The organism is Limnohabitans sp. MMS-10A-178, assembly GCF_003063375.1.
Lineage (GTDB): Bacteria > Pseudomonadota > Gammaproteobacteria > Burkholderiales > Burkholderiaceae_C > Limnohabitans_A.
In genome coordinates this window covers 992726-1006791 of sequence record NZ_NERY01000001.1, presented here as the reverse complement: position 1 = coordinate 1006791, position 14066 = coordinate 992726, and the positions used below count along the sequence as shown (strand labels likewise).

The 14066-nt window shown below is 53.2% G+C and carries 13 protein-coding genes; 9 read left to right on the top strand and 4 right to left on the bottom strand.

Annotated elements, in window-relative coordinates; all coding sequences use genetic code 11:
• The first annotated feature begins 87 nt into the window (after positions 1-87).
• Positions 88-960 (top strand): glutathione-dependent disulfide-bond oxidoreductase, encoded by an 873-nt coding sequence (gene yghU, locus B9Z32_RS05040; protein WP_108420213.1) that lies wholly within the window; start codon positions 88-90, stop codon positions 958-960.
• Between the two features lie 25 nt (positions 961-985).
• Here the strand turns inward: yghU and B9Z32_RS05035 are convergent, their stop codons facing one another.
• Positions 986-1867, bottom strand: a complete 882-nt coding sequence (locus B9Z32_RS05035; RefSeq protein WP_108420212.1) for a sterol desaturase family protein — start codon at positions 1865-1867, stop codon at positions 986-988.
• Positions 1868-1872: 5 nt separating this feature from the next.
• Positions 1873-2112 carry a glutaredoxin domain-containing protein gene (locus B9Z32_RS05030; RefSeq protein ID WP_108420211.1) on the bottom strand — a complete coding sequence of 80 codons (240 nt, stop codon included), beginning with the start codon at positions 2110-2112 and terminating at the stop codon, positions 1873-1875.
• Between the two features lie 202 nt (positions 2113-2314).
• Between B9Z32_RS05030 and B9Z32_RS05025 the strand changes: the two genes are divergently transcribed.
• Positions 2315-2593 (top strand): heavy metal-associated domain-containing protein, encoded by a 279-nt coding sequence (locus tag B9Z32_RS05025; RefSeq protein WP_108420210.1) that lies wholly within the window; start codon positions 2315-2317, stop codon positions 2591-2593.
• Positions 2594-2669: 76 nt separating this feature from the next.
• Here B9Z32_RS05025 and hemA read toward each other — a convergent pair whose 3' ends face one another.
• The gene (gene hemA, locus B9Z32_RS05020; RefSeq protein ID WP_108420209.1) at positions 2670-3923 is read right to left on the bottom strand and encodes a glutamyl-tRNA reductase; all 1254 of its coding nucleotides are present in this window, start codon (positions 3921-3923) and stop codon (positions 2670-2672) included.
• Positions 3924-5810 carry a 1-deoxy-D-xylulose-5-phosphate synthase gene (gene dxs, locus B9Z32_RS05015; protein ID WP_108421009.1) on the bottom strand — a complete coding sequence of 629 codons (1887 nt, stop codon included), beginning with the start codon at positions 5808-5810 and terminating at the stop codon, positions 3924-3926.
• A gap of 135 nt (positions 5811-5945) precedes the next feature.
• On the opposite strand from dxs, the gene bchI reads away from it, so the two are divergent.
• The 7 genes from bchI to B9Z32_RS04980 all read left to right on the top strand — a co-directional run bounded on the left by bchI (position 5946) and on the right by B9Z32_RS04980 (position 14062).
• Positions 5946-6989: a magnesium chelatase ATPase subunit I gene (gene bchI / locus B9Z32_RS05010; RefSeq protein WP_108420208.1), complete on the top strand. Its 1044-nt coding sequence runs from the start codon at positions 5946-5948 to the stop codon at positions 6987-6989.
• 37 nt (positions 6990-7026) lie between these two features.
• Positions 7027-8874: a magnesium chelatase subunit D gene (locus B9Z32_RS05005; protein WP_108420207.1), complete on the top strand. Its 1848-nt coding sequence runs from the start codon at positions 7027-7029 to the stop codon at positions 8872-8874.
• 13 nt (positions 8875-8887) lie between these two features.
• Positions 8888-9808, top strand: coding sequence for an alpha/beta fold hydrolase BchO (gene bchO, locus B9Z32_RS05000; protein ID WP_199219944.1), 921 nt, complete (start codon positions 8888-8890; stop codon positions 9806-9808).
• A gap of 131 nt (positions 9809-9939) precedes the next feature.
• Complete coding sequence (locus B9Z32_RS04995; RefSeq protein WP_108421007.1) at positions 9940-10836, top strand: polyprenyl synthetase family protein; 897 nt, start codon at positions 9940-9942, stop codon at positions 10834-10836.
• A gap of 25 nt (positions 10837-10861) precedes the next feature.
• On the top strand, positions 10862-12052 hold the full coding sequence (locus B9Z32_RS04990; RefSeq protein ID WP_108420206.1) for a methyltransferase: 1191 nt from the start codon (positions 10862-10864) through the stop codon (positions 12050-12052).
• 61 nt (positions 12053-12113) lie between these two features.
• On the top strand, positions 12114-13052 hold the full coding sequence (bchC, locus tag B9Z32_RS04985) for a chlorophyll synthesis pathway protein BchC (RefSeq protein ID WP_108420205.1): 939 nt from the start codon (positions 12114-12116) through the stop codon (positions 13050-13052).
• Positions 13049-14062, top strand: a complete 1014-nt coding sequence (locus tag B9Z32_RS04980; protein WP_199219943.1) for a chlorophyllide a reductase iron protein subunit X — start codon at positions 13049-13051, stop codon at positions 14060-14062. Before bchC ends, B9Z32_RS04980 begins: the two co-directional genes overlap by 4 nt.
• Positions 14063-14066 lie beyond the last annotated feature (4 nt).

Below are 14066 nucleotides of genomic sequence, written 5' to 3'. Positions count from 1 at the left end.
TCAATTTCCAGCTCTGAACGTATTTTCCATGTTCAAAGCGGCCCTAATCTCGTGTAGGCTCGCTATCTTAATTCAAGAGGTACTTTCATGTCAGACACTGCTTACATTCCCCCCAAAGTTTGGACTTGGACCAAAGCCAATGGCGGTCGATTTGCCAACATCAATCGACCTGTTGCTGGCCCAACCCACGAGCTAGAACTGCCACGTGGCAAACACCCTCTTCAGCTTTATTCCTTGGGCACACCCAATGGCATCAAAGTAACAGTCATGCTTGAAGAGTTGTTGGCATTGGGCCATCAAGGCGCCGAATACGACGCATGGCTCATTCGCATCAATGAAGGCATGCAATTTAGCAGTGGCTTTGTAGGCGTCAACCCCAACTCCAAAATTCCGGCCTTGATGGACTACAGCACGCCACAACCCCAACGTGTATTCGAATCAGGATCCATCCTGTTCTATTTGGCTGAAAAATTCAAAGCCTTTTTGCCCACCGACATTGCAAAACGCACCGAGTGCATGTCTTGGCTCATGTGGCAAATGGGCAGTGCGCCTTACCTTGGAGGTGGGTTTGGACACTTCTACGCTTATGCGCCCACCAAAATTGAATACGCCATCGACCGCTTTGCTATGGAAGTGAAGCGCGAGCTCGATGTCTTGAATCAAAGGCTGGCAGACAACCGATATGTGTGCGGCGATGATTACACCATTGCGGACATGGCCATTTGGCCTTGGTATGGCAGCTTGGCCAAAGGCGAACGCTATGAATCGGGCGAGTTTTTACAAGTTCACGAATACACCCATGTCATTCGCTGGGCCGATGAAATTGAAGCGCGCCCTGCTGTACAACGCGGTCGGATGGTCAATCGGGTCATGGGCCCCTTGAGCATGCAGTTGCACGAACGCCATGATGCCAGCGACTTTGAATTGCGCACGCAAGACAAACTTCAGAAAAAAGATTGAGGCTTGAACAAGCGCAGCACTGCCGTCAGTGCTTCGCTAAGGGTTCATCTTCAGAGTAAATTTTTCCGCCCTTCTTCAAGGCAGAAAATTCGCGCTTCGACTGCAACAATGGAAAGAACATTTGGTGATACCAGTGTTCTTGTCCAAACAACTGGTCGTCTTTCAGGCCCACTTGCTTGGGGTACTTGCGCGTGATGTAGGCCGAGCCAAAAATGATGTCCCAAATGAACAAGAGGTTGCCAAAGTTGCCTTTGTAATGACCCACGCCATCTTTTTGAGTGATGGCATGATGTGCCCAGTGGGTTGCAGGTGTTGAAATGGTTCTCTCCAAAACCCACATCAAGGGTCGCAAGGCTCGAATTTTGTAAAGCGGTTCGTCCCAACGCCAAGCGCAGTGTGCCCCCATGATGACACCCAGTTTGACTACCATGTACAAGGCATACACCATGCCGCTGACACCCATGTAAAGCAAGATGCCAGCAAACCACAGGCCTGGCATCATGAGGTAGTAAAAGAAATTGTTCCGATAGGTAATGCGAATGCTCATGTAAGCCGCAGAGTGATGCGCTCGGTGCAGTGGCCACAGCAATGGTGAGTGCGACAAGCGATGCCACCAATACTGCGTGAGGTCATCGCACAATAGCAAGATACCCACCATGGCCCACCAAGGCCAGTCGGCTAGCGCATCTTTGTATTCTGGCGCCAGCCATGTGCCCAATTTGGCTGTGGTGAGCATGGCCAAGGGCTGTGTAATAGCCACCAAGCTGATGAACATAAACAGTTCTATCTTGGTGTCGTTGGCAGTGGCCGTCACTGTGTTTTGATAGCGTCGGCTAATGAACTCCATGGCAGCAAATCCCAGAATCATGCTGAGTATCAGAATGGCCTGGATTTGCGTGACGTTCATTGAGATCAGCCTAACTGAGCCAAAGCAGCCTGCAAACCAGCGAGGCCTCCGACCCGCTGGTCATTGATGAAAATCTGTGGCATTTGACGCACTGAAGGGCCACACTTTTCATAAAAGGCCATGCGCTCGGCTTCGTCGTCAATTTTGATTTCTTCGTAGGCCAAAGATTTGGACTTGAGAATCATTTTGGCTGACTCGCATTGGGGGCAAGCCGACTTGGAATAGACAACAATTTTGAGGCTCATATGTTTGGCTAGGAATGTCAAATTGGGGATTATTGTTAAATTCTAAGTGAGCAAGCCACTTTTCATCAAAAGAGTCTTTTTTCTTACAATTTAGATCTAGCGCAACCCTTGATTTAAATCATATGATAACCATTTGATTCGTTAGATACTGACTCTATACCGCCCGACGATCGCCTTGGCGGCTTTTGCAAAGGAGCTCAAAATGACTCAGAATTTCCAAGTTGAAGTAGAGAACATCAAATGCGGTGGCTGCGAAAACTCCATCGTGAAGGGCATCAACAGTGTTGCCAAGGTGACCAACCTGGTCATCGATCAAGAGAAGCAAATGGTGAGCTTTTCTGGGGAAGAGTCCATCAAGCAACTCGTTATCGACAAGCTCAAATCGATGGGCTACCCTGAAAAAGGCTCTGTTTCGGGGCTAGAAGCGGGCATTACCAACGCCAAGTCTTTTGTCAGTTGCGCCATTGGGCGAATAAGCTGAGTCCACACTACCAAAGTAGCTCGACTGCTAGGCTGACATCACTCGCTTTTGTTTCGTCAAACCGCAAGGCGCGGCGCTAGACCTTCAAAAACATTTGCTTAACGGCCTCACGGGCCTTAACCCTTTGCGGCTCCTCCGCATGATTCAATTCACGCAAGGGGCCGTTCAACATTTTCTTCATCATGCCCATTGAAAGCGACTCTAAAACGCTTTCAATGCTTTGACCTTTGTCTATCAATTTGCGTGCTCGCATGACTTCTGCTTGACGCCATGCGTCGGCTTGATAATTCAGCTCTTGAATGAGCGGCACTTGGTTGCGATGCGCCAGCCAAGCCATGAATTTTTGCACGCCATCGTCAATGATCACCTCGGCATTGACCACGGCAGCTTGCCTGTGCACTTGTCCGCTGTTGATGACTTCTGTGAGGTCGTCAACGGTGTAAAGATAAACATCGCGAAGGTCTTTGACTTCAGGTTCAATGTCGCGAGGCACCGCCAAATCGACCATGAACATGGGCTTGCTTTTCCGCTTGCGCAAAGCACTTTTCACGGCTCCCAAGCCAATCAAGGGCAAGGTACTGGCTGTGCAACTGATGACGATGTCAAATTCGTGCAGTCGCTTGGGTAAATCTGCCAAGGAAATGCTTAAACCGCCATGCGATTGGGCCAACAAATCGGCACGATCGGCAGAACGGTTGGCAATCGTGATCGATTTGGGCGACTTGGCAGCAAAGTGCGCCACGCACAGCTCAATCATTTCACCTGCGCCTACAAACAAGACATTGGTTTCTTTGATGTTCTCAAAAATACGGCCAGACAATCGCACGGCAGCAGCTGCCATGCTGATGGAGTGAGCCCCAATTTCTGTGGTGCTTCTGACTTCTTTGGCCACTGCGAAAGAGCGCTGAAACAACTGATTGAGCGTGGTACCCAAGGCACCTGAATCGCTGGCCACGCGCACCGCCTCTTTCAATTGACCCAAAATTTGCGATTCGCCCAACACCATTGAATCTAGGCCACTGGCAACTCGAAATGCATGCCGCGCAGAAGCATCGCCCTCAAAGCGATAGGTGTGCGAGGCCAAGACGTTGACTTGTGTGTTGCCAGCGTCGGCCAACCACTTCAAAGTTTGCGGTATTTGAACTTCATCACCCGCGCAATATATTTCGGTTCTATTGCAAGTAGACAAAATGGCCACTTCTTTGTGGGTGGCAAAGCTTTGTCGCAAACCTCTCAGGGACTGATCCAATTTTTCTGACGCAAACGCAAAGCGTTCACGCAAGTCAATGGGTGCGGTTTTGTGATTCAGCCCTAAGGTCCAAACAGCCATTTAGCCCACCGCTCTCAAAATAGGGGCGACCTTCAAATCAGGCCAGCATGTTTCGATGCGTTTTTGAATGCCTGGCGCTGTGAGGCCGTATTGCTGCATCAATTTTTGTGGATCACCATGCTCTGTGAATTCGTCTTCAAAGCCCACCACCAACACAGGCATGACAATGCCCAGGTCTTGCAAGGCCTCTAACACTGCCGCGCCTGCACCGCCCTTGCGTGTTGCATCTTCCAGCGTGACCAGACGGTCATGTGAAAGCGCAATTTGTTTTAAAGTTTCAATATCCAAGGGCTTGGCCCAGCGCATGTTCACAACAGTGGCATTGAGGGACTCAGCCACTTTGAGGGCCTCGTAAAGCAAGGGGCCAAACGCAAGCAAGGCAATGCCTTGGCCTTCGCGCCGCACTTCTGCTTTGCCAAAAGGCAAAACATCCAAATCAGTGCCCACTGGTGCACCCACACCTGCACCTCTTGGATATCTCACTGTGACAGCGTGGTCTTGTGCGTAGGCCGTGCTGAGCAATTGACGGCATTCCGCCTCGTCTGCAGGGCAGGCAATGCTCATGTTGGGAATGCAACGTGTAAAAGCAATGTCGTACATGCCTGCATGCGTCGGGCCATCAGCGCCCACAATGCCAGCACGATCTAGTGCAAACACCACTGGCAAGTTTTGCAGTGCCACATCGTGAATCAATTGGTCGTAGGCTCGCTGCAAGAAAGTGGAATAGATGGCCACCACAGGCTTCAAACCTTCGCAGGCCATGCCGGCAGCAAAGGTCACGGCATGTTGTTCTGCAATGCCCACATCGTGATATCGATTTGGATACTGCTGGCTGAAACTCACCATGCCCGAGCCTTCGCGCATGGCCGGCGTGATGCCCACCAAGCGCTGGTCTTTTGCAGCCATGTCGCACAGCCATTGGCCAAATACCTGCGTGAATGTGGGCTTGGGAGGCGTAGATGAAGCAACGCTGACAATGCCGACAGCTGGATCAAATTTGCTCGGGCCGTGATAGGCCACAGGATCGGCTTCGGCCTTTGCATAGCCCTTGCCTTTGCGCGTCACCACATGCAAAAACTGCGGGCCAGGTTTGTTGTACAAACTTTGCAGAGTGTCAACCAAGTCATCCAAATTGTGGCCATCGATAGGGCCTGTGTATTCAAAGCCCAAGTTTTCAAACATTGTTTGGGGCTGAATGAAGCTTTGCGTTTGCTGCTCAATCATTTGCGCCAAGGCATACAAAGGGGGCGCATTTTTCAGTACTTGCTTGCCAATTTTTTTGGCATCGGCATAAAACCTGCCGCTCATCAATTCATGCAAGTAATGGTTCAAGGCTCCCACGGGGGGGCTGATAGACATGTCGTTGTCATTCAAGATCACCAGCAAGTTGCATTTGCTGGCGCCTGCATTGTTCAAGGCCTCATAGGCCATGCCCGCAGTGAGAGCGCCATCGCCAATGATGGCCACGGCCTTGCGTTGACTGCCCATTTGTTGGGCCGCCATGGCCATGCCAAAAGCGGCAGAAATACTGGTTGAAGAGTGCGCGGTGCCAAAGGCGTCGTAAACACTTTCCTCGCGGCGGGGAAAACCGCTCAAACCGCCCAATTGGCGCATGCTGCCCATTTGGTCGTTGCGCCCCGTCAACATTTTGTGGGGATACGTTTGATGGCCCACATCCCAGACCAATCGGTCTTCTGGGGTGTTGAAAACATAATGCAAAGCCACCGTGAGCTCCACCGTGCCCAAATTGGAACTAAAGTGACCGCCCGTTTGCGAAACCGACTGAATCAAACGCTCGCGCAAGCTGTTGGCCAAAGGGGCCAAGTTGCTACGTGACAGGGTTCTAAGCTGCGCTGGGGACTGAATCCAATCTAGCAGGGCATCCATCATTTGCCTTCATTTCCGTTCAATGGAGCCATAATTTAACTGGATTTGACAAAACGTCAAGTTAAATTGACACTTTACCTAATTTTTAAGTTGACACTTTGTCAGCCCGCTTGTTTAACTTCGATTGTGATTCACATGCCTTTGACCTTTCCTTTCTCAGCCATTGTGGGCCAGGACGACATGAAAATGGCCATCGTGCTGACGGCCATCGACCCCAGTATCGGGGGAGTTTTGGTCTTTGGTGATCGCGGCACTGGCAAGTCAACTGCTGTTCGGGCCCTGGCGGCCTTGCTGCCCAAAATGCGCGCTGTGGTGGGCTGCCCTTATGGCTGCGACCCTGAAAATGCCAGATGTCCAGATTGCGTTACAAAGGCCGCAACGGTCAGCAAAGCTGGCAATGTCTCAAAAAATAGCCATTTGGTCTCGGTACCTGTGGTTGATTTACCACTGGGTGCTACTGAAGACCGGGTGGTGGGCGCCCTCGATCTGGAACGCGCCCTGTCGCAAGGCGTGAAAGCGTTTGAACCTGGTCTTTTAGCGCGCGCCAATCGGGGTTATTTGTACATCGATGAGGTCAATTTGCTGGAAGACCATTTGGTTGACCTCCTAATTGATGTGGCGGCCTCAGGCGAAAACGTAGTGGAACGGGAAGGACTGAGCGTGCGACACCCTGCTCGATTCGTTTTGATTGGCAGCGGCAATCCAGAGGAAGGCGAATTAAGACCTCAGTTGTTAGACCGCTTTGGTTTGTCAGTAGAAGTCAAAACACCCGACACACTTGCACAGCGAGTGGAAGTGGTGAAGCGCCGAGACGCTTTCGAGCAAAACCCACAAGCCTTTACCGAACAGTGGAAAAAAGAAGACGACCGCGTGAGGCGCAGTATTGTGGCTGCCCGCAAACGATTGGCAGATGTGGCCATTCCAGATGAGGCCCGCGAATTTGCCGCTCAGCTGTGCATGCGTTTGGGCACCGATGGTTTGCGCGGTGATTTGACCTTGGTTCGCGCTGCGCGGGCTGAAGCCGCTTTGCAAGGCGCTGGCAAAGTTGGGCAGAAGCACCTGGTCCGAGTTGCCGCCTCTGCCCTTCGACATCGCCTGCGCCGCAACCCCCTCGATGACTCTGGCTCTTCAAGCCGCGTTGAAAGAGCGCTGGCCGAGCTCACGGCACCAAAACCCTGAGCCAACAATACACCAGCTAAGCAAGTCCATACCCCCCATGCAAGGCGACGCCGCAACCATCGCTGCACTTTTTGCAGTCGACCCCGTGGGTTTGGGGGGTGTGGCGCTTCGCTCGCCTGCCTGCGAAAACCGCGACCAATGGCTAGCGCTTTTAAAAAATCTCTTGCCAGCGCAAACACCCCTTCGGCGCGTGCCTCTGAACATCAATGACACAGCCCTGCTGGGCGGGCTTGATCTGGGTGCAACGCTGCAAGCAGGAAAACCCATCGCCCTTCGAGGTTTGTTGGCACAAGCCGATGGTGGCGTGTTGGTCTTGGCCATGGCAGAGCGCATGAGCTTGTCTGCAGCAGCGCGTTTTGGCAGTGTGCTCGATACAGGCATGGTGGCTTTGCAAAGAGATGGCTTAGACACTTCAGCCAAGGCCAACATAGGTTTGGTGGCTCTCGATGAAGGTTCGAGCGATGACGAACAAATGCCTGCCGGACTAGCCGATCGTCTGGCATTTCGTTTGCTCATGAACGCGCATGAGGAAAACGAAGAAGGACCTGAATGGACCGCCGAAGAAGTGCTGAGTGCGCGGCAACGTTTGTCACACGTGAAGATAGACGACGAAGCGGTGCAGGCCCTTTGCGCCGCTGCATTGGCGTTGGGCATAGACTCTCTCAGGGCCAGTGTGTTTGCCGTGCGAGTTGCGCGTGTCGCCGCTGCGCTAGCGGGTAGTCCAAGCGTAGAGGAAGAACATATTGGCGTGGCGGCGCGATTGGTTCTTGCGCCTCGCGCAACTCGGCTGCCACCGCCAACAGCTCAAGAAGATCAGACTGAGGAAACACCTGAAGCCACTGAAAACTCGGAGACTCCACCGCCAGAGCCTGAGCCGCCGTCTGACAAGTCTGATACTGAAAATCAGGATCAAAATGACAAGAAAGACGACACGAAAGACGACCCCGAAGACGCTTCTAACGAAGAAAATAACTTGCCCGATAACTTACCCGATAACTTGGTTGAATTGGTGCTCGAAGCAGCCCAAGCTGCCATGCCAGCGGGGCTCTTGGCCAGTTTGAAAATTGGCCAATTGCAACGCGCCAAAACACCCACCTCTGGCAGCGCAGGTGCACTGCAAAAAAACGCATTGCGCGGCAGGCCTTTCGGTGCACGCAAAGGCGAGCCGCGCGCAGGCCAACGCATCAATGTGCTTGAAACACTGAGGGCTGCTGCGCCGTGGCAAAAAATACGGCAAAGGCAACAGGCCACTGCTGAGGGCCAGAGACAACGCATCGTGGTGCGCAAAGAAGACTTCCATGTCACGCGATTTCGCCAATCTGGTCAGACCACCACGGTTTTTGTGGTTGATGCGTCAGGCTCGTCTGCACTCAACCGTTTGGCTGAAGCCAAGGGTGCCGTTGAGTTGTTGCTGGCCGACTGCTATGTAAGGCGCGACAGTGTGGCGGTGCTGGCATTCAGAGGTCAAACAGCGGAATTGATTTTGCCGCCCACTCGCTCTTTGGCGCGTGCCAAAAGAAGCTTGGCTGGTTTGCCAGGTGGCGGTGGCACACCACTGGCCCATGCCATTGAAGCATCGATGTTGTTGGCTGAGCAGTTGCGCAAAAAAGGAGAAACGCCCATTGTGGTTTTGCTCACTGATGGCAAAGGCAATATTGCACGCGATGGACGGCCAGGTCGCGCGCAAGCTGCAACAGATGCATTGACAGCGGCTACAGAAATGCGCCTAAAAGGCTTTAGCACCTTGCTGGTGGACACCTCACCTCAAGCGCAAGAGGCCGCCCAAAATTTAGCGCAAGCCATGGGTGCGCAGTATTTAGCCTTGCCCTACGCCGGCGCCAATACTTTGAACCAAGCCGTTCGTGCTGTGGCTGGCAGGGCTTGAAACAAAGTTCAATGTGAGCCAACGACAAGCATTAGATTGGGACACAGATGGCCGCCAATGGCCTTTGCGTCATCTTTCAAGCTTCATTGAAACCAGCAAGCTTCGCTGGCATGTGCAATGGGCTCAGCACCCCAAGCCGCAAGCCGCAAGCATTCTGTTGCTGCACGGCACAGGCGCCTCGACCCATTCTTGGCGTCACTTGATTCCCTTGTTGAGTGACAACTACACCGTGATCGCCATCGATTTTCCGGGCCATGGTTTTACCTCAATGCCTCAGGACAGGGACGTTGCCACTTTGTTTTCAATTTCGGGCATGGCGGCAGGTGTGGCTGAATTGTTGGAACACATGCAAATCAAGCCCAACATTGTGGTGGGACACTCTGCCGGCGCCGCCGTGGCCTGCATGCTGACACTCAATGGCCACCTTCAGCCAAACCGATTGGTCTCATTGAATGGCGCTTTGTTGCCTCTGGACGGAGTTGCTGGGCAATTTTTTTCGCCCTTGGCCAAAGTGCTAACCAAGGCGCCGTGGGTTCCTGAGTTGTTTGCATGGCAAGCGGCGCGTCCTTCTGTTTTGCACAAGCTTTTGGAGGGCACGGGCTCCAAGCTGGATGACGAAGGATCAAGGCTCTACAAAACCTTGATGAGCAATCCTTCACACGCTCAAGCAGCGCTTTCCATGATGGCGCACTGGGATTTGCACACCTTTTGGGAACGGCTTCGCGAGCTGCAAGATCCCATTTCTTTGATCGTCGGCTCACAAGATTTGATTGTGCCGCCGTCAGTCGCCTATCGCGTGGCTGAAACACTGACACACCTGCGAACACAGGACATCATTTCCCTCCCTAACCTGGGGCACTTGGCTCATGAAGAGCAAGCCGAATGGGTTGCCAACGTGATTTGGCCCATGGGGCAACCTTCCAGCGCACCTTGAATTTAATTTGCTCAACCTAGGCAATTACGGTTGACAGACACCCTTCATGTGTCTATATTTGTTGACATATCCAATTGACAACTTTAATTGTCACCTGGCGAATGGCTTCAACATTCAATGGAGACAAGCCCATGAAGGCAATTACGAAAATCGAGCAATGTTTGGCCATGGCCTTGGCGTCTGCCGATGACCCCAATTGCCCTCCCAAATTGGCTGGCGCAGTACGCCATGCCGTGTTTCCAGGCGGCGCTCGCGTTCGGCCGCAGTTGGCTTTGGCAGTTGCACAGGCTTGTGGCATGGACGATCCCCGCCTGAGCGAAGCTGTGGCGGTGTCCATTGAGCTCATGCACTGCGCCTCATTGGTTCACGACGACTTGCCTTGTTTTGACGATGCGCAAACACGACGTGGCCGTGCTTCCGTGCACTACGCTTATGGCGAACCCTTGGCCGTCTTAACTGGCGACGCACTGATCGTGTTGGCCTTTCAAACCTTGGCCACAGCAGCTACCCAATCGCCGCTTCGCTTACCAGCTCTGATCCAGATCTTGGCCTCCTGTGTGGGCATGCCAGCGGGCATCGTGGCGGGCCAAGCTTGGGAATCTGAGTCTCGTGTGTCTCTCATGCAATACCAGCGTGCCAAAACAGGTGCGCTGTTTGTAGCGGCCACCAGCGCAGGTGCATTGAGCGCAGGTGCAGACCCCAAGCAATGGCAGGCTCTGGGCGATTGTTTGGGCGAGGCTTACCAAGTGGCCGATGACATTCGCGACGTGATGGGTCAAGCCGATTTGTTGGGCAAACCCGTTGGGCAAGACGCACAGCACGACAGACCCAACGCCATTGCCAACCTCGGGCTTTCAGGTGCTATTACGCATTTTGAATCGCTCATTCAAGCGGCCTCCGATTCCATTCCAGAAGGCCCCAATGCTCAGTCGATGCGCGACTTGGTGATGCAGCAGTCTGAGCGTTTGGTGCCGCGTGCAGCTTGTATGGCATATCGCGCTGGCGCCAACCAAGGTGTTTCACACTGAGTGTGACCCAGCACAGGACGCACACATGAAAACGCTAGATCTAGCCTCTTCAGCGCAGCGCGTAGGTCGAAAAACACCTTGGCGAGATTCGCTGGCCGCGGTCTGGGATCGCATGATGACCAGCACCTCCTTGTACCGCTGGAGCGTCTCCAATCCTCTCACTCGATGGATCACTCAGCGTCGTGCACGTCAGGTGTTTGATCTCATGGCGGGTTTTGTTTACTCGCAAGTGCTGCTGGCTTGCGTTCGTTTGCGCATCTTAGAAACAGTGGCCGAACGTCCTCGCTCACTCGAAGAATTGGCGCAACTCACCAACTTGCCAGTGGCGAGCTTGCAGCGCTTGCTGCAATCGGCGCTGGCCTTGCGCTTGCTCGATTTGCGCAGCGAAGGCCGCTACGGCTTGGGTGCTTTGGGTGCACCCGTAGCAGGCCATGTTGGCATTCGCGCCATGATTGAACATCACGCCGTGCTGTACCAAGACATGCAAGACCCTGTGGCCATGTTGAAGGGCACCGATCAGCCTGGCGCTATGTCTCAATACTGGCCCTACACCATTGAAGAGCAAAACGCTCAACGCGAAGCCACCAACGCAGCGCAAGCAGAAAAATTTGCTCGCTATTCAAACCTCATGTCTGCCTCACAGCCTTTTGTGGTGGATGAAATTTTTGCCAGCTACTCGTTTGATGAGCACCGCTGCGTACTCGATGTAGGTGGTGGACAAGGTACTTTCGTAGGCCGCTTGGCACAACACGCCAAGCATTTGAAGTTGCACTTGTTTGACCTGCCTGAAGTGGCAGCTCTTGCCAAAGCCAACTTTGAACGTCAAGGCATTGCCGACCGCGCAACGGCCAACCCCGGTAGTTTCTTAGAGGATTCTCTGCCACGTGGCGCCGACTTGGTCACCCTCATCCGTGTGGCACACGACCACCCCGACGCAGATGTCAAAACAGCCCTGCGTGCCATTTACGAGGCACTGCCTATTGGCGGTACTTTGCTGCTGGCAGAACCCATGGCCCAAGAGCCTGACGAGACCCCTCAAGGCGATGCGTATTTTCATTTTTACCTGCTTGCCATGGGCGCTGGCAGGTTGCGCACACCCCGTGAATTGATGGCCATGATGAAAGAGGCTGGATTCTCGAATTTGGAGCTTGTGCCTAACCCAATGCCTTTGCAAACGCAAATCTTGGTGGGGCGAAAATCTCAGGGTTTACACTAATAAATCGTTTTATTTGTAAATATTTGTTGACACAGATCATTGTAAGAGTAAATATACAGTCATGCAGTCCACCGCTATCGTTTTCCAGCAGCCCAAGTCATTGGCTTTGACAGCTTTGTCATTGCCCGAAATGGGTGCGGCAGACGTCAAAGTAGAGGTCGAATTCAGTGGCATTAGCACGGGTACAGAACGGCTTCTCTGGGAGGGCACCATGCCCTCGTTTCCTGGCATGGGCTACCCTTTGGTGCCTGGTTATGAAACGGTCGGCCGCGTGGTCGATGCTGGCGATCAAGCTACCTTGAAAGTGGGCACACGGGTTTACATTCCTGGCTCTCAATGCTTCCAAGACGCTAAGAATTTATTTGGTGGCTCTGCCTCCAAATTGGTGGTGCCTTCTGCACGTGCATTGCCCATTGAAGAAACGTTGGCGGAGCAAGGTGTTTTGTTTGCATTGGCAGCCACTGCATATCACGCTCACAGCGCACCCGGCACGCAACAACCCGATTTGATTGTGGGTCACGGTGTATTGGGCCGCATGATTGCCAGACTTGCTGTGCTGGCTGGTGCCCATCCCGTGGTTTGGGAAACCAACCCCACGCGCCGCACAGGTGGTGTGGGCTACGAGGTCATTGACCCTAGCACAGACACTCGCAAAAACTACAAATGCATTTGTGATGTGAGCGGCGTCAGTTCACTTCTGGATGAACTCATTGGCCGCTTGGCCCCAGGTGGTGAAGTGGTGCTGGCTGGTTTCTACGACACACCACTTTCATTTGTTTTTCCACCAGCCTTCATGCGTGAAGCACGCATTCGTGTGGCTGCGCAGTGGTCACCCCCCGACCTGGCCGCCGTCATTGCATTGGCTGGCAATGGTCGTTTGTCCCTAGATGGCTTGATCACGCATCACCAAGATGCAACACAAGCAAACGCTGCATATCGCACCGCCTTTGGCGATGCCGATTGTTTAAAGATGGTTCTTGATTGGAGACAAGTAGTATGAGCTCGAGTTCGATTCCTTCTGTAGCACCCGTGAATTTCATGCGCGACATTTTGCGCACTGAAGCGGCCATTGAACCCGCACCTGTGGCCACCTCTGAGGTCACCAAAGAAACTCAAATCATTGCCATCTATGGCAAGGGTGGCATTGGCAAAAGCTTCACGCTGGCCAACCTCAGCTACATGATGGCGCAGCAAGGTAAAAAAGTCTTGCTCATTGGCTGCGACCCAAAAAGTGACACCACCAGCTTGTTGTTTGGTGGCCGCGCTTGCCCCACCATCATTGAAACCTCATCGAAGAAAAAACTTGCTGGTGAAGCTGTTGCCATTGGCGACGTTTGCTTCAAGCGCGACGGTGTTTACGCCATGGAATTGGGCGGTCCAGAAGTGGGACGCGGCTGCGGTGGTCGCGGCATCATCCACGGTTTTGAATTGCTTGAAAAACTCGGTTTCCATGAGTGGGGCTTTGACTATGTGCTGCTCGACTTCTTAGGCGACGTGGTCTGCGGTGGCTTTGGTTTGCCCATTGCCCGCGACATGTGCCAAAAAGTCATTGTGGTGGCCAGCAACGATTTGCAATCACTTTATGTGGCCAACAACGTGTGCTCAGCAGTTGAGTACTTCCGCAAATTAGGCGGCAACGTGGGTGTGGCTGGCATGGTCATTAACCGTGATGACGGCACCGGTGAAGCCGCCAACTTTGCCACCAAGGTGGGCATCCCTGTGCTGTCCACCATTCCTGCCAACGAAGACATTCGCAGAAAGAGCGCCAGCTACGAAATCATTGGCCGCCCCGACTCTGTTTGGGGCCCCATGTTTGCCGAGTTGGCTGCCAATGTGGCCACTTCGGTGCCCATTCGCCCCAACCCCATGACACAAGACCAGTTGCTGGGCTTGTTTGCAGCTTCAGCCGTTGGACGCGATGTGGTGCTCGAGCCTGCAACCCAATTTGACATGTGCGGCAAGACTGACACCAGCAAGCCCACCCTCGAAGTTGTGTACGACGAAGTCTGACACC